This window comes from Horticoccus luteus (assembly GCF_019464535.1).
In the GTDB taxonomy this organism is placed as follows: Bacteria; Verrucomicrobiota; Verrucomicrobiia; order Opitutales; family Opitutaceae; genus Horticoccus; species Horticoccus luteus.
Map to the genome: position 1 here is coordinate 1855489 of NZ_CP080507.1, position 20241 is coordinate 1875729.

Annotated in this window: 20 protein-coding genes; all 20 read right to left on the reverse strand. The window is 63.5% G+C overall.

What is annotated here, in order from left to right; genetic code table 11:
- Positions 1-18: 18 nt before the first annotated feature.
- The 20 genes from K0B96_RS07695 to K0B96_RS07785 all read right to left on the reverse strand — a co-directional run bounded on the left by K0B96_RS07695 (position 19) and on the right by K0B96_RS07785 (position 20240).
- Positions 19-1353 carry a glycosyltransferase gene (locus tag K0B96_RS07695; RefSeq protein WP_220165726.1) on the reverse strand — a complete coding sequence of 445 codons (1335 nt, stop codon included), beginning with the start codon at positions 1351-1353 and terminating at the stop codon, positions 19-21.
- Positions 1353-2834 (reverse strand): hypothetical protein, encoded by a 1482-nt coding sequence (locus K0B96_RS07700; protein ID WP_220165728.1) that lies wholly within the window; start codon positions 2832-2834, stop codon positions 1353-1355. The genes K0B96_RS07695 and K0B96_RS07700 overlap by 1 nt, the downstream gene beginning before the upstream one ends.
- Positions 2813-3754 carry a hypothetical protein gene (locus K0B96_RS07705; protein WP_220165730.1) on the reverse strand — a complete coding sequence of 314 codons (942 nt, stop codon included), beginning with the start codon at positions 3752-3754 and terminating at the stop codon, positions 2813-2815. Before K0B96_RS07705 ends, K0B96_RS07700 begins: the two co-directional genes overlap by 22 nt.
- Complete coding sequence (locus K0B96_RS07710) at positions 3751-4779, reverse strand: glycosyltransferase (RefSeq protein WP_220165732.1); 1029 nt, start codon at positions 4777-4779, stop codon at positions 3751-3753. Before K0B96_RS07710 ends, K0B96_RS07705 begins: the two co-directional genes overlap by 4 nt.
- Before the next feature lie 5 nt (positions 4780-4784).
- Entirely contained in the window at positions 4785-6017 is a 1233-nt protein-coding gene (locus K0B96_RS07715) for a glycosyltransferase (protein WP_220165734.1), read from the reverse strand.
- A 6-nt stretch (positions 6018-6023) separates the two neighbouring features.
- Complete coding sequence (locus K0B96_RS07720; protein WP_220165736.1) at positions 6024-6911, reverse strand: glycosyltransferase family 2 protein; 888 nt, start codon at positions 6909-6911, stop codon at positions 6024-6026.
- A 9-nt stretch (positions 6912-6920) separates the two neighbouring features.
- Positions 6921-7691 carry an FkbM family methyltransferase gene (locus tag K0B96_RS07725; protein ID WP_220165738.1) on the reverse strand — a complete coding sequence of 257 codons (771 nt, stop codon included), beginning with the start codon at positions 7689-7691 and terminating at the stop codon, positions 6921-6923.
- Positions 7688-8539: an FkbM family methyltransferase gene (locus tag K0B96_RS07730; protein WP_220165740.1), complete on the reverse strand. Its 852-nt coding sequence runs from the start codon at positions 8537-8539 to the stop codon at positions 7688-7690. The genes K0B96_RS07725 and K0B96_RS07730 overlap by 4 nt, the downstream gene beginning before the upstream one ends.
- On the reverse strand, positions 8536-9534 hold the full coding sequence (locus tag K0B96_RS07735) for a glycosyltransferase (protein ID WP_220165742.1): 999 nt from the start codon (positions 9532-9534) through the stop codon (positions 8536-8538). The genes K0B96_RS07730 and K0B96_RS07735 overlap by 4 nt, the downstream gene beginning before the upstream one ends.
- Positions 9531-10487, reverse strand: coding sequence for a glycosyltransferase family 2 protein (locus K0B96_RS07740; RefSeq protein WP_220165744.1), 957 nt, complete (start codon positions 10485-10487; stop codon positions 9531-9533). Before K0B96_RS07740 ends, K0B96_RS07735 begins: the two co-directional genes overlap by 4 nt.
- Positions 10480-11526 (reverse strand): glycosyltransferase family 2 protein, encoded by a 1047-nt coding sequence (locus tag K0B96_RS07745; RefSeq protein WP_220165746.1) that lies wholly within the window; start codon positions 11524-11526, stop codon positions 10480-10482. Before K0B96_RS07745 ends, K0B96_RS07740 begins: the two co-directional genes overlap by 8 nt.
- Positions 11496-12494: a hypothetical protein gene (locus K0B96_RS07750; protein ID WP_220165748.1), complete on the reverse strand. Its 999-nt coding sequence runs from the start codon at positions 12492-12494 to the stop codon at positions 11496-11498. The genes K0B96_RS07745 and K0B96_RS07750 overlap by 31 nt, the downstream gene beginning before the upstream one ends.
- 75 nt (positions 12495-12569) lie before the next feature.
- Positions 12570-13508, reverse strand: coding sequence for a glycosyltransferase (locus tag K0B96_RS07755; RefSeq protein ID WP_220165750.1), 939 nt, complete (start codon positions 13506-13508; stop codon positions 12570-12572).
- 28 nt (positions 13509-13536) lie between these two features.
- Entirely contained in the window at positions 13537-14700 is a 1164-nt protein-coding gene (locus K0B96_RS07760; protein WP_220165758.1) for a hypothetical protein, read from the reverse strand.
- A 57-nt stretch (positions 14701-14757) separates the two neighbouring features.
- Positions 14758-14880, reverse strand: a complete 123-nt coding sequence (locus K0B96_RS17355) for a hypothetical protein (RefSeq protein ID WP_255558893.1) — start codon at positions 14878-14880, stop codon at positions 14758-14760.
- On the reverse strand, positions 14850-16637 hold the full coding sequence (locus K0B96_RS07765) for a carbamoyltransferase family protein (protein WP_220165760.1): 1788 nt from the start codon (positions 16635-16637) through the stop codon (positions 14850-14852). The genes K0B96_RS17355 and K0B96_RS07765 overlap by 31 nt, the downstream gene beginning before the upstream one ends.
- A gap of 22 nt (positions 16638-16659) precedes the next feature.
- Positions 16660-17577 carry a glycosyltransferase family 2 protein gene (locus tag K0B96_RS07770; protein ID WP_220165762.1) on the reverse strand — a complete coding sequence of 306 codons (918 nt, stop codon included), beginning with the start codon at positions 17575-17577 and terminating at the stop codon, positions 16660-16662.
- Between the two features lies 1 nt (position 17578).
- Positions 17579-18409: an FkbM family methyltransferase gene (locus K0B96_RS07775; RefSeq protein WP_220165764.1), complete on the reverse strand. Its 831-nt coding sequence runs from the start codon at positions 18407-18409 to the stop codon at positions 17579-17581.
- Between the two features lie 19 nt (positions 18410-18428).
- The gene (locus K0B96_RS07780; protein WP_220165766.1) at positions 18429-19364 is read right to left on the reverse strand and encodes a class I SAM-dependent methyltransferase; all 936 of its coding nucleotides are present in this window, start codon (positions 19362-19364) and stop codon (positions 18429-18431) included.
- A 12-nt stretch (positions 19365-19376) separates the two neighbouring features.
- Entirely contained in the window at positions 19377-20240 is an 864-nt protein-coding gene (locus K0B96_RS07785) for a DUF5672 family protein (protein WP_220165769.1), read from the reverse strand.
- Position 20241 lies beyond the last annotated feature (1 nt).

Consider the following 20241-nt stretch of genomic DNA (forward strand, 5'->3'; position numbering starts at 1 on the left):
CCAGCCCAAAGGTAGATTTCAAACGGTTAGCCGGACGCGAGAGGCCGGACATTGCAAGCAGGCGTGAAAGAGTTCCGTCTGACGGGTGGCCAACACTTCCGTTCGGTAGTGCGCGGCAAAATACGCTTCCCGTCGAAGCGGGAGTCGCGCAGGTGGAAAACCCTCCAACGCCAGTCGGAAAAAACCTTCGATCGCATGGACTGCTGAGCGATCGACGCCGCCTCCGGACAGGGAGACTTCGAAAGCTCCACCCATTTTGTTGAGCAAAGAACTCAACTGACTCCCTTCGAAAGTTACTGCGAGCATGGGGCGCCGCGAGAGAAAGTAGGGAAAGGTTTTCGAGGGCGAGTAGGCTGGGTCGCTCGAGCCGAGCAAAAGAAGACCGTCCGCCTGAAGCTGAAGAGCGAGACTCTCCAAATGGCCGATGCGATGAGGCACTTCATGCACAAGGTCGGCGACACCAAAGTGACGAGCGACGGGCATCACCACTTCCTTCCCCTGGCCGCGTGCGACATAGCTTGTGCCGATGAAGTGGAGACGGAGCTGGGCCGCCAGGTCGGGCGCAGTGGCGCGGAAGCTCGCCAGTGCAGTGAGCAGCGCGTTCAGAGCGTGCGGCATGATCGGACCGGCGGCTCCGGTATTGACGAGGTGGATCAGTTTTCGGTGCCCGTCGTGAAGCCGCTCGACGGAGGTGAGCGTTCGTGCGGCGACGAAGTCTTGTTCACTCACGCCGAATCCGATGACAGAGCTGCGCAGGCAACGACTCCACACGTAGCGCTGGTGGAGCGATTGGAAATAGCTCCCCGAAACAGACATCGCGGCCGAGGCGCCCGAAAACGAAAACTCTTCCAACGCCCAGGCCATCGCCCGCGCGAGGAGATATTTCCAGCCGCCCGGAGGCCGGCGGGCGCCGGCTTGTTGATAGTGATCGGTTCGCCACGGATCCTGCAGATCGAACAAATACGGGACGCCGAATTCCTGCTGCCAGAGGCGCGCGGCGCTAAATGTGACGAACTGGGTGTTGCTAAGGAAAACCAGGTCGATGCGTGATCGTCGCAAGATACGACGGCCCGCAAGATACAGCGGCAGCCAGCAGCGAAGCCCAAGTGTCCCAAGACCGATATACTTGGTCCAGCTTCTCGACCACGCGCCGCAACGATGGACTTCCAAGTCGGTTGGCATGGTCGCCGCCAGTTCATCTTCATGCGTCGCGTCGACGTGAGTCGGCGCCACGCACAAAATCACCGGCTCCCAGCCCAGCGCGCGGTAATGCGACACGCTCATCCGCACGCGCTGCATGTCGGGCGCGTTGACCGGCGGAAAATGCGGGGAAACGATCAGAACGCGCCGCATTACTTGACGATAACAAGCCGATAGGGCGACTTGGGTTGTGAGTTAAAGACGTGACTCCCGATTCGCAAACGCTCCGCCTTGACGCCCGAGTCGGAGATATATCGTTCAATTTTCCATTCGCTCGCGATCCATAGCTCGTTGGTCGGCTTAGCGGCCACCGTACCCGCCGCGCCTATCCCCGCCGGGTTTCGCAGACCCCAGTCTTGAGCACCCGGGGGCAGACGGAAGTCGTAAACGTAGCGGGCCACAACCTCATCGAGACACAGTGTCTTTCCCGGATGTTCGTGGACGGCCTGACGAATCGTTGTGACATCCGGGCGGGCGTTGTCGCCAAAAATGGGAGTGAGCAGGGCGCCTGCGTTGTTCAAAACAACGGCGGCGAGCGCGCTGACGGCAAAGACGTGGCGCCAGCGCGACTCAGCCCATGAAACGATCGCCAGGACCAAACCGGCATAGGCAGCGTAATGGGCCATCCGGCCGGCATACAGGAAACAGCCTAGTATGAGCGAAACCAGCCACACGGCATAGAGCCGTCGCACCGATTGCGAACGCTGGCTTGGCGAGCGGCCGCAAAAAGCAGGAATTATACCGGCGAGGATAAGTAGAAAGATCGGCCCCTGCAGCCACACCTCTTTACCGAAAGTCATTTCCCGCCAGAAATAAAATGGCCCCATATACCACCGCGGCGCAGTGGCTAATTGCCGATGCAGAGAGATGGCCCGAAGAAATTCTACGAGCTCACCTTGGATGGCGACCAGGAAGGCGGCGAAAGCGACGGCCACTCCGAACACGGTGAAGACGAACCATTGCGGGATCCGGGTCGGAGTGGAGCGCAAAACTAAAAAGCGCATTCCATAGAGAGGCACGACAAAGGCCATTGCGAGCGGGTGGGTAAGCACGGCTGCGGCCGATAGAAACGCGCCTGCCGCCCAGTGCCATTTCTCATTGCTGATGGCCATGCGCTGTCCGAGAACGACGAGCAGTAACGCGAGAGCGTCCGGTCGCATTCCGTAGGTGAGTGGGAAGAGTGCGGTGACTCCAGCAGCGCAGAGGGCAAGCACCCGATTGCCTCCCGTCGCCCGGACGAGCTGGAAAACGCAGATTTCCAGCGCGGTTTGCACGAGAATGTGAAAGGCCGTGAAACCCGCCGTGCTCACGCCGAAGCCCACGATCCAGAGCGCTTGGGCGCAGGGCAAAACAGGCGGGAAGGCGTAAAATTTATCACTGCCCAACGAGGCACTCCAGACGGACAGCCACGGATTCAACAGCCGGCCACTGTGCGCCAATTCGACCGACGCTCCGGTGAAGAAGAGATCGTCCACGTGCGGACGCGGATATCCCAGCCACCAAAGAAGGCCTCCCATCAGCGCGAGCGCCCATACCCCCGCCTCACCAATCGTGGATGCGCTCATCCAGTGCGCGGAAAAGCTCGCGAGCGACAGCTTTTCGTCTGCGGATCTTACGACAGAAGATTTCGCCATAAATTCAAATCCAAGTCCTGCCGGCCTCGTTGTGCATTGGGGCTCTGGCCGGCGGCGATGGCTTTCTGCAGAGCCGGAAGCGCCGCCACAAACGCAGGACCTTTCTGCACGGGGTGCAGCAGCCAGGCGCGTCGATCACGCAACGTGAGTCGTGAGCAGCGCGCGGCTTGCATACGACGAAAGAGCATGATCTCGGGCGAGCGCGGATAGCCGCGTTGCAGAATCTTAGCCGCGAGAACCTCCCAAAATATACGTCCCTGCAAAAGAGGTAAAAGAGGCCGAAGCGCCTGTGTATCGAATAAGTAGCAACGGGTGCTGAACCACGTGGTAAGCCATCCCGCAGCATGCGGTCGCATCTCAAGACGCTCCTGAAAACTTGGCGCGTCCACTTCCTCCAAGGGAGGCGGGCTGGGCCGGGGGATCGCGGCGACGATCGAGCCATTGTCGCCAATCGCAGCGCACGCTTCGGCGGCCCAATCGAATCCCGGCTGCTGGTGCAACAACATGTCCGCGTCGTAATGGAGCAGCCATCGTGTGGTGCAAAGTTCGAACGCCGCCAAATATGACATCAACGCGCATCCTCCGTAGTCATGCGTCTCCTTGACCCACGGCCGCAGGTAGGTGCGACTGATTTTGAGAAAAAGCGGGTCGTTCGGGTGAAGATAGGAGACTCGATCGACTTTGCCCTCGGCTTGCCAACGTAGGGCCAGAGCAGCGACGTGAGCCGCGCGCTGGGAGAAGGCTGGTTCAGGATAGCGCCGTGCGGGGTCGACGATGCCGGTTCGCTGCGGCTTGCACAGATCGACGACCAGTAACCGGTCCGCGACGTTCGGATGAGCCGCGAGTAGCGCGGGTACGGTGAGCTCGGCATACGCTGCATCGCCGGCACTGAGGTTGATCTGGAGGGTCGCGTCGATCACCAGGCTTGTTCGCGATAGAGCGTGAGAAACTTGTCCACGGCGGCACGCGGACTGAAGCGCTGTTCAGCATCACGACGGCAAAACGTCCGCGACAGCCGCGACGCGGCGCGCACGGCCGCGACGCCTTCATCCAAGTTACGAATCAAAAAACCGTTTTGGCTCTCCCTCACGATTTCCGGCAATGCTCCGCGAGGCGAGGCGATGACCGGTGTGCCGCACGCGAGCGCTTCGGCGAACACCATGCCGAACGGTTCATCCCACTGCACCGGGACCAACATCGCGGCCGCTGAACCCAGGAGCGCATTCTTTTGAATGTCGTTAACCGGCCCGATGTAGGTGATTTGGCGTCCATCGATGGCGGGCGCGATGTGGTCCCGCCAATAACGTTCCGCATTGGCGTCTGCAGAATGGTTGCCTGCGAGGACGAGCGGCCGCCCGGCGGCGCGAGCGATGGCAATGGCTTCGCGGGCTCCCTTGACCTCCTCGATGCGGCTGAGGAACACGAGCGGCGCGTCGGCGGGGACGGTTGGTTGAAAAGTCAGTTGCGGCAGATCGATACAATTGTGCACCGCCTCCCAGCGCCCGCCTCCGCGGCGACCGAGGCGGGCAATGAACTCGCTGACCCCGGTAAAGAGGATTCGCCTTCGACCCAGGCGGGCAGCGATGCGGACTTGGCGTGCGCCAGGCAAGCGGTGATACGTTTGCACCACGGGAATACCGGTGAGGAGCAACGGCAACGTGTAGACAAGCCGACTCGAGCTATGCACGACGTCCGCCCGAAATGAACGCGCCGCGCGCCAGAGAGTCAGGGTATTGCGAACAGCATGGACGGACGACTGCGAGCGGGCTCCGGACCAGGGGAAAAGTCGATCAACCTCCGCCGTGGAGTCGCTGCGCGCCGCGAGTGCGACGGCATGTCCTAGGCCCCGGAGTTCACGACGCCACATGTCCACGAGACGCTCGATGCCGCCATACTGTCCCGGCGGCACTGGCAACTCTGGATCGGCCGTGAGAAGAATGCGCATCGGGTTCAGGCGCTGCGAAGCGCGCGATCGGCGAGGTCGGCGTAGAGCGGCGCCTGGCGTTCATGGGCGAAGATCGTTTCGCCAGCGCGGCGGGCGGCTTGCTTCGCGGCAACGAGACGCACGGGATCGCTGCAGAAACGTTGCAACGCGGCGGTAAGCGCGACGGAGTCGCCGGCCGTGAACAATTCGCCGGCGTCGCGAGCTTGTTCGAGAATTTCGGCGTGGCCGGCGGTATCGCTGGCGACGACGGCGAGGCCGGCCTGAAGGTATTGGAAGAGCTTGTTCGTGACGGTGAGATTCCGGCTGGGGATGTGGCTCACGTCGAGGGCGAGTCCGATGTCGTGCCCGGCGATGCGCGCAGGCAATTCGGCGTTGGAAACCGTGGGAGAAAAATGAACGCGTGAGCGAAGTCGCTCCGGCAGCGAGGCGGTCAGGTGCGCGGCGTAGTGGCCGGGATCGTCGGCGCGAAGGTGAAGCTCCCAGTTTTCTTGAAGCGCGGGCAACGCGGCGAAAAGTGTTTCGAGGCCGCGGTCGGGTCCGAGAAACAACGAGAACCAATGCAGCGAAATGCGCCTCGGATCGATGGCGGCCGTGCGAGCGGGCGGCGCGTCGGCGATCGGAAACGTGTTGTAGATGACGGCCGGTTTCGGGCCGGCGTAGGCGTTCGCGAGGGCGTCGGCCATGGCGTGGGAGGTCGCGAGCACATACGGGCCGAAGCGCAGCGCGGCCGACTCGAGTTGTGCGAGCGCGGCGAGCGGGCGGCCTGTGTGTTTGGCGGGAGGGAGATCGCGGGAAAACCAATCCTCGAAATCCATGCCGACGCGCCGGCCGGCGCGATGGAGTTGTCGCGCGGTCCATAAACCGCCCTCGGAGTGAAAAAGTGCGAGATCGGCCGTGGAATTTTTCGCGTGCGCAGCGAGCGCCGCGGTGCCGTAGCCGAAAATGTCAGCGGTGATCCGGCCGGTGCGGACGAAGAGTTCGCGGGCGAGGCGATTGCGGGCGCGGACGCGCCACCAGCGCCAGCGGCGGTGCAAGGTGTCGGGCCGGCAGTCGGCGTAGGGCGTGAATTTCCAGACGCGATTCGCGAGCAACGCTTCGTCGCGCGCGACGAGTCGCGGATCGGACCACAATCCGTGAACGGTGACGATGTGGCCGGCCGCGGCGAGGGCGTCGGCCTCCTTGCACGGTCGCGGTGCCGTGCAGAGGTGCCGCCCAACGTAAATCGCGATGCGCGCCATGCCGGATCAGGAATCTTGGCGGGTGAAAAGACGCTGTTTCAACAGTCCCCAGGTCTGCCGATCGCGGAGCAGATCGGGATGATGGCGCAGGGTGCGGAAAAAAGTGGAGAAGCTCGGCGGCGGCGTTTGATAAAAAAGATCGCGGAGGAGGGTGCGTTCGTGGCCGCGAATGATCCGTCGAAGGGCGGCCGCTGCCACGGGATCGAGCCGATTGAGAAATTTATGGGCGATGAAGAGACGCTCGTGCATGTAGCGCGGAGCGGGGTTGGCTGTTTTCTGACCCGGGTGAAAACGTTCCCGGCTCAGCGGCGCGGTGGAGAAAACCGGACGATGACCGGCGACCGCGAAACGCGCCCAGTATTCCTGATCGAAACAATAATACAGATGCTCCTCGAAGGAGCCGAGTTCCTCCGTGAGCCGCCGCCGCCAGAACGATGACGGCTGCGGAAAACGCAGGCCGGCGACCCATTGCACCGCCGTGCTCGGCGGCGAAAGGGCGGTGACGCCGGTCGGTCGGCCTTCGACATCGAGCGTTTCGGAAGACCCGCCGATCCAGGCAACATCTGGGTCGGCGAAAAGACCGGCGACATTAGCCAGCGTGTCGGGCCGGTGGAGATCGTCGCTGTTGAGGAAGCCGACGATGTCGCCGGTGCAGCGGCGTAGGCCCTTGTTCAACGCGTGAGCCTGGCCGGCGTCGCCCTCGCTGGTCCAGAAGCTGAGCCGGTCCGCGTAGCGCCTGATGATCTCGACGCTGTTATCCGTGCTGCCGCCGTCGATGACGATGTACTCCAAGTTGGGATAGTTCTGGTCGAGCACCGAACGGAGGGTCGCGTCGAGAAAATGCCCGTAGTTGTAGTTCGTCGTGACGAGGCTGATTTTGGGCAGGGCGGGCATGAAGCGAAATCAGGTTTTGAGGATGACCGTCTTGAATAAAGTTTCGGACCAGTCGAGGCGTGCGCCATCGAGCGCGTAAGGCTGATAGCCGAGCGGCTGCAATTCGATACGCACGCCGTCGACCTCTTGCGGGCTGTGCAGGCTGATGAGGAGGACCGGATGGTGGCGACCCAGAGTGCGCTGCGCGCCGCGCAAGGCGGAGGCGGCATGCCCCTCAATGTCGATCTTGATGAATTGCGGCGGGCGCCATGCCTCCTTCTCTGCGAGGGCGTCGAGGGCGACTGTCTGGATCGCCACGGTATGCTGACCGGCGGTCGTTTCGCCCTGATAGGGCAGGTGCGAGGTTGTCGCGCCTGCGCCTTGGCTCTGGATAAGCAGCCGGTTGCCCGTGTCGTCGCTGACCGCGCATTGAAAAATTTGTACGTGGCCGAGACGGTTCATGGTGACGTGCCGGCGCAAGCGGTCGAACGAGACCAAGTCGGGTTCGAAGGCGCAGATCTGTCCGGCCGGTCCGACGGCGCGGGCGAGCCACAGCGTATAAAAGCCGAAGTGCGCGCCCAAGTCCCAGGCGGCGCCGCCCAACGGCGGAGCGTTGCGCGCCAGTGCGGCCTGAACCTCGGGCTCATAGTCGCCGCGCCAGTAGGCCGAATGGGGCCAGAGCGTCCAGCGGTTGCCGCGCAGAAAGCCGTGGCGGATTCGCACCGGCCAGAATTGCAGCGGCGTATGGGCGAGCAGGGATGTGAGCACAGGCCCCAGCAATCGGCGGATGGCCGAGGTCATGAGGAAATGGGTTCGCACCACCAATGCTCCTCGTGGTCGCGGGCGAGCACATTCCACCGGTAGTGGTGCTGGGTCAGAAAGGCGGCGACGTCCTCTGGTGTCGGGCCAAAGCGCGGCAAAGCCGGAGGATGCACGCTCAGCAACAGGGCCGGGCGAATGCGGCGAAGGAGTTCGGCAGCGCCGTTGAGGACGAGCAATTCGGCGCCCTCGACATCGCATTTCAGGAGCACCGGACCGGGAAAGGCGACGCCCGCCAGCAGGGCGTCGAGTTGGTGTTGAGGGACGGTGCGGGCGCCGGCTTCGCCAAAACACACGTATTGACTGTGGTTGATGGCGACCTTGGGTGGGATGGCAGGAAGTTGGCGCAATGTCGTGGCAATGGCAGCTTCCAAATTCGATCCCGAGGCGTGGGTTGCCCCAAGCAACCCGTGGACACGTTTGACACGGTCGAGCGCACCTGATGGCACGACGGCGTCAAGCGCGCGCAACGACGTCAGGTCCGAATCGAAGGCGATGACTTCCACCCGCGGACAGATTTGCACGGCGAAAGACGTGACGACGCCGAACGAACAACCGATGTCGAGCAAGGTGAGGCGGCCGGGTTGCGAATCGAGCCAGCCTGCAAGTGCTTCAAACGACTCGCGTTCGTAGCCGCTCCAGTCGGGATAGTGGCTGAGGAGTGCGGCAGGAAAACGCACGGCACGCCCACCCAGCGTGATCTGGACACCGCGGCCCAGGGGGTCGAGCAGCCACTGGTAGACGGGGCGCAACCACCGCCAGAGCGCTTCCAAATTGCGGAGGCCCTGGAAGTGCCGTACTTTTTTCGCAAGAGCGTGGGCGGAGATCATGGTTGTGATGCGACTTCGTTCAGCAATTTGAGGTAACGACGGGCAGAGCGCTCAAGCGTGAGATTCTCCATGATGTAGTCGCGGGGCGCATAGCGTCCGGCTTGGAGGCGATCTTGGAAGACACCGAGGGCGGGGCCGAACGCCGCGTGATTGACGAACCGTTCGCCACACCGGGCATCGAAGTAGGGCACCGAGGTGGCGGCGACATGCGGGGTTCCCCAGGCGAAACGGGCGGGATCGAGCCACTCACCGGGGTCCCAGGCGAGCACGGGCACGCCCGCAGCGAGGGCCTCCTGATAGGCGATGCCCTGGCTTTCGTGTTCGCAAATGAAGATCATCGCGCGGCAGCGGCGCAAGGCGGCGGCGTAATCCTCGGGGCGATAGTGGCCGTAAAGGATTTCCTCGAACGTGAGGCCGGCGCGGCGGAGATCGGCGCGAATCGGCTCGACCAAATCCCGGTCCATAGCGGCGTGGTTCCAGCGGATTTTGTTATAGAGGAGAAAATCGCAGGTGCGCGCGGAAGCGGACGCAGGCTGCCATGCATCCGTATCGATGCCCACGGGCCAGACGGCGCAGACCTTGTCCCCGTAATACGGTCGGTAGATGTCGATTGCCCACTGGCAGTGCTGCACGTAGCGGGCGACGGGATAATCCTGACAAAGCGTCGGCCACTCGCTCGGGTGAGTCATGAGGGCGACGCCAGCCACGATCGGATTGGGGCGATCATATCCCGCCAACGCCGGCCGATCGCGACCGATCACACCGACGCGGTCGCCGGGGCGGATTTCATGCCACGGACGGTTAAATTGAAATGGCACGCCAATCTTACGCAGGCCGGCGGCGAGGTTAAGATACACTTTGTCAATTCCGCTGGGGACGCGCGGCCCTCGTACAACACGACGGACCAATGGGCGAATCCAGCGATCCCCGGGAAGCCAGCGGTTGGCTTCCGGAGCCGTCTTGTAGTAGAGGAAGAGTCGCGGGTCGGAACTCACGAAGATAGCGGGTGCGAGAGACGATGTTGCAGCATGCGCGCGGCCCGCCAGCCGAGCAGGCGGGCGGCAAGATTGAAGCGGGTGCCGGCTCCCGGCATACGGGCGGCGGGGTCGAGTTTCTTGGCCTCAGCGAGACTGAGGCGCGTGAGCTCGCGGGCGTAGGGCCAGGCGCGGAAGGCAAACCGCAGATGATTCATCGCGCAGGCATGGCGCACGCGCGGGCTGTCTTCAATTGCCAGCGCGGCGGTTTGGATCAACCGGCACACCGCATGGGAGGAGCGCCAGGCTGCCGGTGATTTGGCATGACTGAGGCTGCCGCCGACGTGCCGCCGGTAGTAACTTCTCGCCTCGGGGCAAAAGCAGACGCCGGAACTGGCCAGCAATACGCGGCAAAAATATTCGCCGTCGTCGTCGAGCGAGAGCGTTTCATTCCACAGTCCAGCGCGTTCGGCGACGGCACGCGGGGTGAGCCACGCGGCGGGATGCATCATGCCGCCGCCATCCCAGGAGAGGACGAGCCAGTCGATCGGGGCCGCGTCGCGCCACACGGGTTCGGCGGAAAACACCGCTTCATCAGGCTGCTGGCGAAAGCCAGCCCAGGCCGCGCTCGCGACGCGCCCGACGGGCTCGCGCATGAGCCGCGTGATTTGCCGGGAGATTTTGTCCGGATGCAGCAAGTCGTCGGCATCGAGGAATTGGAAGTAATCACCACGCGCGTGGGTAATGGCCGCGTTTCGCGCGGCGGCGGCGCCCGATTGGGGCTGCCGAAAAAGCCTGACTCCGCGGGATGCGAAGCGGGCAGCGACTTCGCTGCTCGTATCCGTTGAACCATCGTCAACTACGATCACTTCGCAGTCGGGGTGCGTCTGCGCCAAGGCAGACTCAAGCGTTTGCGCCAACCATTGAGAGGCGTTGTGGCAGGGGATGAGAATGCTGACGAGCGGTTCACTCATGCACGAGGGCGGCCAATTGCGCGGAGCTCAGCGTGCGAATCCGAGAATAGGGACCGCGTTGCAGGCGTCGAAAAATACGAGCGGCGGGGACCGGCCCAACCACTCGCGCGAGGCGTTGGAACCACCGGCCACCAAGCTCCGCCAAGGGAGCACGCGGTGCGGTGCGCCAGATTGCGATGAAGTCATCGGCGGGAAAGCCGGTGAAGTTGTAGGGCAGCGCCCTCCAGGTCGCAAAGGCGCAATGGCCGACTCTCTGCCGCGCGGCGACGGTCGCCGTCGACACCGGACAAGCCGCCATGAACGAGCGCATAAGATGCAACGCTGCGAAAGCCTGTCGTTCCCACGCGCGACTGATGCGTTCGCCCGGATGATCGCCGACAATGGTCCATGCACCTGGAACGTATTTGATGCGGGCGGGCATGATCGAGAGGTGATAGTAAAACCACGTTTCCGCGATCGGGTCGTAGATCCGGTGCGCAGGAAAGAGCGGCGGGGCGATCGCCGAAATCAAATAGGTGCGACGGAAAATCGGGTTATGGGGCGCGGGTTGAATCCCGAGATAAAACTCGGCGGGCTCGTCGCACGGCGCGAGCGGTTGGTCGAGACGAAGGGCCCCCACGAGTTGGCCATGGTCCTCCAGCTCAACCCGTCCGACATCGCCATAGGTGACATCCGCGCCGGTCAGGGCTGGGAGTTGGGCAGTGAATTTTCCCGGCGCCACCAAATCGTCGCCGTCGAGGAAGAGTACGGCCTCATGTTGGGCCAGACTCAAGCCGGTGAGACGCGCCGCCAGGAGGCCTTTGTTCTCCTGACGGTGCAAACGGATCGGCAGGTCGGAGAATGAGGCGAGCACGCTCGCGACATCTTCGGTGGAGCCGTCATCCACGACCACAATCTCCCACTGAAGATCGGGCGTGGCGGCGGCGGCTTCGCGCAAACTCCGCAGCGGATGCACGAGCACGGCGGTGCGGTTGTAAACCGGGATGATGACCGTCAGGCTCGGCAGCATCAGCGGGAGCGGGCGAGCACTTGTCGCCAAGCGAAGTCGTAATAAAAACTACGGGAATCGTCGACGTAGTGAATGGCCGCACAATCCGCACGGCGGGCAATGTCGACTGTCGGATAGACGACGTAGTCCGCGGGGTTCAGCGGGGCGGCGCCGGCACGGGCGAGGAGAGTGGCGGTGAGCGCTTGTTCGAGGTAGTAGGTGAAACCGTATTCGGCGAGCAAGGTGGCGGCGCAGTGTTCGACGAAATCCCAATCGATGTCCGGCGTGCGCAGATGGCAGAGACCGACGTTTATTTTTTCATGCACGGGACAGCCGGCCAGACGCTCGAGGGCGGACTGCGGCACGCCATAAGCCGGAGCCACGTCCACCATGTGGACCGGGCGTCGCGCGGCCATCGCGTCAAGGAGTTGAGCCGGCCGGGCGAAGAACAACACGTCGGCATCGCTCACGAGTTTCCATTCGCCTGGAAAAAGATGGATGTCGGTGAGTTTGCGAATGTGCGGGTACGCAGGCCGAAGTTTGCGCAGGCAGGGAAACCGGGCGGCGGGAAGCACTTCGTCGAGGCGGGCGCCGATTTCGGATTTCAACGTGAACTGAGCCCGGGGAAGTTTGGCCCGCAGGAAGTCGCAATCGGCGGACGTCAGCGTGCCGTCGTCATAGAAGTGCGGCACGACAGACCGACCGCTTGCCCACGCGAGCGAATGGGCGACGAGACAGGCTTCGGGCAGGTAGCGGGCGCCAATGAGAAAATGAGCGTCAATCGGTACGGCGCTCGTAGCGCCGGGCGGCTCTGGAAGACGAAAGTCGGGCAATGCTCGCTGCATCGCGCGCCGCCCCCGCGCACCGCGCATCGTTTTCCACACGCCTTTCTTCAGGGCGCCCCGGGGGGCGAAGTAGAGCAGATAGAGAAGCCGTCCGGCCGTGAGTGGTGGCTTGCGGTACTGCGTCGTCGGCGGGGGAATCGCGGCGAGCGCGCGGGCGCGGACAAGCTCAGACAAGGGTGAGGATGGCTGATCGGCAGAGTTCACAGAGGGAAAATGGAAGCCGCAGGAGTGCGGCGTGGTTGAGGCCTTTCATTGCACGCGGCCTTCGAAATGGCCGCGGGCGCCTTGCCAGCGGATGCGTTCGACCGGGCCAAGCCATGCGCGATGAACCCACCACATTTTCGCCACGCGCAGCGGCAGTGACCACGACGAAATCGTCGGCCACGAGTTTGCGTCGTGGAGCGCGAGAACCTGCATCCATGATTTTTGAATGCCGCGGTTCAGGCGCGCGAGATAAGTCGCGTCGAGCCGGGCGGAGGGAATCAGGTGGGTGAGGCTCAACTGGGGAAAATAGCCGACCTCCCAGCCGGCGCGGAGCGAGCAAAGCACGATGTCGTTGTCGCCGGCTGAACTGAGATCGGCGCCGCGCCGATCGGAGAGCGCGGCCGGACGGTCGAACCACGGCTTGAGGGCGGCAGTGCGCGCGGCGAGACCGGCGCCGATCGGAGAGCACGAAGGATATTGGTTTTGCGGCGCGCCGGCGGGGCGGAGGCCGTTGGAAATAATTTCGGTGTCACCGAGATCGCGCAGCGCGAGGAGCGGAAAAAACTCTCGGCTCCACGCGGGAGGCTCGGACTCGAATTGCGGCAAAGATTTTCCACCGATGAGGCCGAGGCGGGGATGGGCGGAGAAAATCGCGAGGACGTTGGCGAGGTAGTCGGGCGCGAAGACGTTGTCGTCGTCGGCGAAGACGATGAAGGGCGTATTCGCTTCGCGAAATCCGCACCGGCGCGCCGAGGTGAGCCCGAGCTGCGGTTCGTGGACGACGCGGAGATTTGCCGGGGATACGTCAGAGTAATCGGCCGCGACGGGGAAAGTGGTCGAGGCGTTGTCGATCACGACGGTCTGCCAGCGGGCAGGGGCGAGCGTCTGCCGCCGCAATCCCTCGAGCGTGGCGCGAAAGCGGCGCAGGTCGGGATTGTGGGTCGGAATGATGACGGTGAGCTCCATGGCGAGACGCGCAATCACGAGGTGGTGCGGTCGTGAATTTTTGTGCTCAGTGATGGTTTTTGAACAGACGCAGAAGTTCGACCGGCAGACTCCAGAAGAGCGACGTCTTGTTGTAGATCACGGTTTCGTAGGGGATGACCAGGTTGGCGACGACCAAGCCAGCGAGCCAATAGTAGCGGGCGACGGACGAGACATTCAGGCGGTGCAGGGTCACCGCACCGCAAAGGAGAATGGGCAGCAGGAGATTGGTCGATCGCGACAAATCGGCCGCGAGCAGCGTGACCGCCAACCATCCGGCAAGCGTGGTTCCGGCGCCGACAACGACGGAATAACGGCCGCCGCAGTGCCACCAATCATACCCGGCGAGCAAGAGAAGCGGCCAGGCGGCGCGAAAGCCCATCCACCAGCCAAGACGGCCATACGGCAGGTAGATCGGCACGATCGCAAGCGCGGACGCAACGAAATGAGCCGAACCGCGATCACCCACGAGCAGGGTGTAGCCGACGCGGGCGAGGACGTAAGGCAGGATCGCGGCGAGGGCGATTGCGAGTTGGGCGCCGAAGCGCGACGGGCGATCTTGCAGCCACCAACGACAGAAGAGCGCAGCAGCCCAGCCGAGAAGAAAACGTTCATCCACCCACGGCGCCAGCAGGCCAGGCAGGATGAGAGACGGCCAGCGGCGCCCCGCTGCGACGGCGAGCAGACCAACGAGAAACCACGCGTCATTGAGCCCAAAGACGCTGGTGATGGACAAGACCGCTCCGGTGGTGGCGAGGAGGATCGTAAGGAGCCCGGCGAACAGACGATCCCCGACCAAGCGTTCAGCGGCGGCGCACCAATAGGCGAGCAGCGCAATCAACCCGACGTAAGGAATGACGAATGCGCCGTATCCGGTGAGGCCAAGCGCATGAGCGATGAGGGGCGGCAGGAGACGCCAGCGCATCGCCGGTTCGACATCGGTGGCGAACGGCGCGCCGCATTGGTGAAGAAATGTCAGCGCGCGATCCCACTCGAAGGTGCCGGGCAGCGGTGTGTCCATCAGCCACAACTTGGGCGAAAAAAAGAACAGGCTGAGACCAAGCGAAACGAGCACGCTCGTGGCGATGAAACGCCAGCGCGACCAGCGATCGAGCGTGCCGACGACCGTTGCGATTAACGGTGCGAGATGGAGGGAACACTTGGGTGTCGAGGAAACGGTTGCGGAAGACATTTGAAGAGCCGAACGGAGGATGGATCGGTTTGAGAACTGCGACGACCTTGTGGCTCCTTATTTGCCGCGAAGCGTGACCGGGCGGGTGCTGCGACGCCACCCGGCGAGCGCGGGGCGCTCGAAGAGGCGCAGCGCAGCGATGACGAGCTTCAAGCCGATTTGGCGAATTGCTTTAGCCATGAGAGTTTTTCCTCGCGGGTTTTCTGGAAAGGATTGCGGAAGACGCGGTCGTTGAGGACGAGCAGGTCGATGTCGGTGTTGAGGAAGCAGTCCCAGCCCTCGGTGGCGGTGCGGACGATCGGCTGGCCGGAGACGTTGAAGCTGGTGTTGATCAGGATCGGAATGCCGGTCTGCTGTTTGAACGCGGTCAGCAGCCGGTGCATGTCAGGATGGACATCGCGATGGATCGTTTGCAGGCGCGCGGAATAATCGACGTGGATGACGCTGGGGATTTCGCAGCGCGGGAAATCGAGGCGCTCGCGCAGCGAGGCGAAATGTTCCGGCTGCGGCGTGCGGCGCGACTCGGCGAGATAGGCCGTGTATTGCATGAAGTCGCTCGGCTCGGCGGTGTCGAACCACTCGGCGCAATGTTCGGCGAGGACGAGGGGCGCGAATGGACGGAAGGACTCGCGGAATTTCACGGCGAGGTTGAGGCGCGATTGCATGCCGGGCTGGCGGGCGTCGGCGAGGATCGAGCGGGCGCCGAGGGCGCGGGCGCCGAGTTCCATGCGATCGCGGACCCAGGCGACGATTTTTCCGGCGGCGAGCTGACTCGCGACAAAATCGAAAAGGTCGCCTTCGAAGGGAACCGCCCACGGCTCGGCTGCGGCGGGAATCGCGCCGGGCTCGCTGCCGAGGTAAAAGCCACGGGCGTCGATGGCGAGCGGCGTGCCGCGGAATTGTTCGCGCGCGAGAAGCAACGCGGCGCCGAAGCCGCTGCCCATGTCGCCGCCGACGGGGGAATTGAAGACGGAGCGGAAAATTTTCGCGCGCCGGAGCTGGCCGGCGGTGACGCAGTTTTGCGCGCAGCCGCCGCAGAAAAGGAGATGGTCCTCGCCGGTTTCGGCGCGGATGAAGCGCGCCATTTTCAAAACCTCGTTTTCGAAAATCTGCTGGAGCGAGGCGGCGATATCGATGTGGGCGTCGGTGACGGGTTCTTTGGGATCGCGGACGAGAACACCGGTGACTTCGGCGATGCGCGGGAGCGCGGCCATCAGCGAATTCCATTGGAAGCGAACGGGAAACCGGAGGCGAAAGCCGCCGTGCTCGTCGGTCGTGAACAGGCGGGAAAGTTTTTCGACGTAAGTCGGCTGGCCGTAGGGCGCGAGGCCCATGACTTTGTATTCGGAGCCGAAGGAGAGAAATCCGAGGTAGTGGGTGACGAGCGTATAGAACATGCCGAGGCCGTTCTCGTAGGTTTGCTCGAAGAGAATTTTCAACTCGCCGCGGTCGATCACACCCATGCTCGCGCTGTAATCCTCGCCTTTGCCGTCGACGCAAAGAAACGCGGCGCGTTGAAACGGCGACGTGTGAAACGCGCCGGCGACATGGGTGAGATGATGCCAGGCGTAGTGGAAACGCGCGTTCGGCAGAAGCGCGCGGGCGGGTTGCGTGTAGAGGCCGGGCCAGCGTTCGGGCAGCAGGCGGCCGAGCGCGCGGGTGAACGCGTTGCCGGGCAGCGCGGAGAGATTGAAGAGATGGGTCTGCAGCGGTTTCTCGGCGAAAACGACGTCGGTGACGTCGGCGGGCGCGAGGCCGGCCATCTGGAGGCATTCGTCGATCGCGCGGCGCGGGAAGGAGCCGTCGTGTTTGATGCGCGTGTGACGTTCCTCCTGCGACGCGCTGATCAGCCGTCCGTCGACGAGGAGCGCGGCGTTGGCGTCGTGACCGAGGAGGCCGCCGAGGCCGAGGATGACTTCGCGTTTTGAAGCGGACATGAAAGAAAAGAGACGCGCGGTTTTAAGCGCTGCGCCGGCGGCGGGTGGCTTGGAGGCGCAGCAGCGAATATGCGGGGACGAAAGGCTTCAGCAGTTTCAACAGCGGATTGCGAGTGGTCGGAGGACGCGCGCCGAGACGGCGGCAAAGCGCGAGGGCGCGTTCGGCGGTCGGACGGTCGCCGAGGAGCGCGAGCGCGGACGCGGCGTGTTCGGATTCGTGAACGAGAGCCGGAGCGATGTCTCCCGCCCCCGGAGCGAGCGCGTAACGTTCGAGCGCGTCGACGCGACAACCCCAACTGCGGCGGTGATCGTGGCTGAAGCTGTCCGCATGGCGCAGCGAGATCGTGAGGACTTCGGAGACGTGGTGGAAACGCGCACCGTTTCGCGCGAGGCGGATGTGGACATCGGCGTCCTCCCACATTTGGAGGGATTCGTCGCAACCGCCGACGGCGGTCCACGCGCTGCGGCGAATGATGCTGTTGTTCAGCCCCATGGAATTCCTGAGCAGGTGCGGCAGCGGCGTGCTCGCCAGCGCGGCCGGATCGTAGCGCCAAGGCACCATGAGATTGCGCGCGATCTCGTCGACCCAATCGGCGTCGCAACTGACAACATCGTGTTGAGCGTCGCACGCGGGGGCGAGGCGTTCGAGAAACGAAGAGCAGATGAGGTCGTCGGCGTCGTGGAAGTGAATCCATTCGGTGCGCGCGGCGGCGGCGAGCTGGTTGCGGGCGTGGGCCACACCGGCGTTGGGCTGGCCGGTGATGATTTCGAGGCCGAGACTGCGGGCGACGGCCACGGTGTCGTCGCGGCTGCCGTCGTCGTAGCAGAGGATGGCGTCGAAGGGACGCGTCAGCCCGCGAACGGACTCCATCAACCGCGGGAGGAAACGCGCGGCGTTGTAGCACGGCACGAGCAGGGTGATTTGAGGAGCGGCGGTCACTTCACTGCGGCGGTGAGATGTGCGAGGCGGGGCGGCAGAAAAAACAATCGAGCTCGATCAAGGTGTGCGTTTCCGGCGCGTAGCCGATGGGAAACAGTCCGGCGCGAGCGAAACCGAGGGGAAGCAGGAGCGCGTTGATTTCCTCGAGCCGCGACGAACCGTCGTAGAGCGGCGCGACCGTCGCTTCGGTGAGGACGGCGAGCGTTTGACGCAACGTATCGGCCGCGCCGGCGAGAACGTCGGCGTCGTAGCCTTGGGTGTCGGTTTTCAGAAAAATCCGGCGGGCGGGACCGATCTCCCGCTCGGCGAGAATTTCGTCGAGGGTGCGGATCGAAATGCGTTCGACGCGTTCGAGGGCGACGAGGTGGCCGAAGTTGTTTTGCGCGGAGGGGTTGACGGTGAGGACGGAGCTGAAGGTGTCGTCGTGATAGACGTGGAGATCAAGTTCGGCCGCGGTGGCGCCGAGGCCGCAGGGGAAAATTCTCCAGCGACCGTCGCGGGCGGCGAGGTTGGAGAGGTGAGCCTGATGAGCGGCGAGCGGCTCGAAGGAAAGCATTTCGCCCGTGTAGCCGGCGCGGCGGGCGTCGAGCGCGAACTGGCCGCGATTCGCGCCGACGTCGATGAGCAGATCGATCGCATGAAGGTGGAGCTGGCTGCGGAGATGACTGAGGCTCGCAAGATGGGCGAGGCGATGATCCCAGCGGAGAAGATCGCGGGGGCTGAGGCGGAGGTCGTTGTAGGCGTCGAGGAGGGATTGAAGAACGGCGTCGTCGGTCCGGTGGAGGAACTCGTAGCCGAAGCGGCGGGCGAGGAGGCGGAGAAATCTTTTCACGCTGAGCGAATGGTGGCGTTCAAGTCATCCGCAGCCAGAAGCTGGAGCTGCGAAGGTCGTCCGGGCCGAGTGCGGCGATGAGCGGCGCGCGTGCGGCGGGCTGGGTCGCAAGGTCGGCGCAAGGAAGAAGAACCTGCAGGCGATGCGCGCCGCCGAGCAGGTAGGCGGCGAGGAGATATTGTTCGGACCAAAAGCGATTGAGCAGCGCGGGCGGATAGTCGGCGGGGAGGTAAATGTCGTGGATGTGAACGATCGCACCCGCGGGCAAACGAGGAAGAAGGTTGAGAAAAAAGATCGTCACGTCGCTGCCCGGAAAGGCGCGGTGACTGCCGTCGAAGAAAACCACGGTGCGCGGGGTGACAAGTTGGAGGAATTCATCGGTCATGTCCTCGAGGCGGCGGCGGTGGACCTGGTCGCACAGCGCGGAGATGGCGAGGCGCGGCTCGGGATCGATGGAAACGATTTCCATTGGAAAGCCGCCGTTGCGGCGCGCCTGCCAGGCGATCCGCGTGGACATGCCGGAGCCGATCTCGAGATAGCGTTCGGGCCGCACGTCGCGCAGCATGCCGTGAAGCGCGACCTGATCGAAGGGCGTGAGAAAAAGATTCTCGCGCCACGAGAGCGCGGCATTCGCGGGCTCTTCGTGCGCGGGCCAGGCGCGGCAGTCGGCGGCGGTCGCGAGGCAGGAGCTGAGACGGGCGAGTTGCTCGCCGCGGTTGGCGGAGAGAAGCGCGGCGAGTTCGGGGTGTGGCGGCTGGCCGTGGCCCCAGATGGATTTGGTGTCGAGGGCGGGCGGAAAATCGACGCGGAGCAAATCGACGCCGTGACCCGGAATGCCGAGGGCGTCGAGCGCGTGCCAACGAAAGCGTCCGTGCAACAGGCGGCGGGCGACGGCGATTTTGAAACGCAGCGCGAGACTGGTCGGATAGAAGGAGATTTTTTTGAGGAACGACATCGCGGCGACCAGTCAGGAGCGGCCGGAATTACCGATGGTGGTGTGATCGATTTCTCGCACGTTGTAACCGAATGAGCGGATGATCGGATACCAGAATTCCGGAGTGAGCGCGGTCCATTTGTGGCAGCCGAACGGAAGGGTGCAGCCGAGTTCGCGGTGGAGTCGCGGAGCGTTGACCTCGAAGGAGAACCTTTTTGCCACGTCGCAAGGTGCGACGCGAAACCACGGAAAGCGGCGCGCGGCGAATTGGCCCCAGAACGCGTCCTCGTTGCCTTCGAAGTCGTTCAGGAGGGCGAAGAAATTATTGCGGTAGGTGAGCCGCGAGAAAAGCAACCAGAAGCTTCCGAGGGAAATTCGGCCGGCGCGTTTCCAGTCAGCGACAACCGTGGAGGCCGGGATCACATGCCCGAAGGACCGCAGCACGCGAAGCATCGCGTCAGTCCTGCGCAGGGAGAAACCGGAGTTGCCGACGCCGGTCGGCGATGCCGTTGTGACGCCACTTGTGTTCAGGTCGAACCACGGGGCTCCGATATAGTCCCATCCCTGCGCGCACCATTCGAGCAATTCGTCGCGAAACACGAAAGCGTCGAGTTCGTAGGTCAGGAGATACTCAAAGTCGGCGTAGCGGCGATAAAGGTAAGGCAGAATTTTCAGCCGATTGTAACTGCGGTAGCTGGCGAGCCATTGTGGCGGGATGAAATCATATTGCAGCGCCGGGGTAATCTGGCGGTAGGCGGACACGTCAAGTCCTTCGGGACAAATCAAGTGGATCGGATGGTGCGCGAGCACGCGGCAGCATTGCTCCAGCGCGATTTTTTCGAAGCCGGTGAGGACGGGCGAATGCGCGAAAACGAGGACCGCCGCTTTTTTTCGCATC

Bases quoted from the DNA above. Each gene is read 5' to 3' on its own strand.
- K0B96_RS07695 (WP_220165726.1), bottom strand. From the start codon at position 1,353: ATGCGGCGCGTTCTGATCGTTTCCCCGCATTTTCCGCCGGTCAACGCG.
- K0B96_RS07700 (WP_220165728.1), bottom strand. From the start codon at position 2,834: ATGGCGAAATCTTCTGTCGTAAGATCCGCAGACGAAAAGCTGTCGCTC.
- K0B96_RS07710 (WP_220165732.1), bottom strand. From the start codon at position 4,779: ATGCGCATTCTTCTCACGGCCGATCCAGAGTTGCCAGTGCCGCCGGGA.
- K0B96_RS07715 (WP_220165734.1), bottom strand. From the start codon at position 6,017: ATGGCGCGCATCGCGATTTACGTTGGGCGGCACCTCTGCACGGCACCG.
- K0B96_RS07720 (WP_220165736.1), bottom strand. From the start codon at position 6,911: ATGCCCGCCCTGCCCAAAATCAGCCTCGTCACGACGAACTACAACTAC.
- K0B96_RS07725 (WP_220165738.1), bottom strand. From the start codon at position 7,691: ATGACCTCGGCCATCCGCCGATTGCTGGGGCCTGTGCTCACATCCCTG.
- K0B96_RS07730 (WP_220165740.1), bottom strand. From the start codon at position 8,539: ATGATCTCCGCCCACGCTCTTGCGAAAAAAGTACGGCACTTCCAGGGC.
- K0B96_RS07740 (WP_220165744.1), bottom strand. From the start codon at position 10,487: ATGAGTGAACCGCTCGTCAGCATTCTCATCCCCTGCCACAACGCCTCT.
- K0B96_RS07760 (WP_220165758.1), bottom strand. From the start codon at position 14,700: ATGTCTTCCGCAACCGTTTCCTCGACACCCAAGTGTTCCCTCCATCTC.
- K0B96_RS17355 (WP_255558893.1), bottom strand. From the start codon at position 14,880: ATGGCTAAAGCAATTCGCCAAATCGGCTTGAAGCTCGTCATCGCTGCG.
- K0B96_RS07765 (WP_220165760.1), bottom strand. From the start codon at position 16,637: ATGTCCGCTTCAAAACGCGAAGTCATCCTCGGCCTCGGCGGCCTCCTC.
- K0B96_RS07780 (WP_220165766.1), bottom strand. From the start codon at position 19,364: ATGTCGTTCCTCAAAAAAATCTCCTTCTATCCGACCAGTCTCGCGCTG.
- K0B96_RS07785 (WP_220165769.1), bottom strand. From the start codon at position 20,240: ATGCGAAAAAAAGCGGCGGTCCTCGTTTTCGCGCATTCGCCCGTCCTC.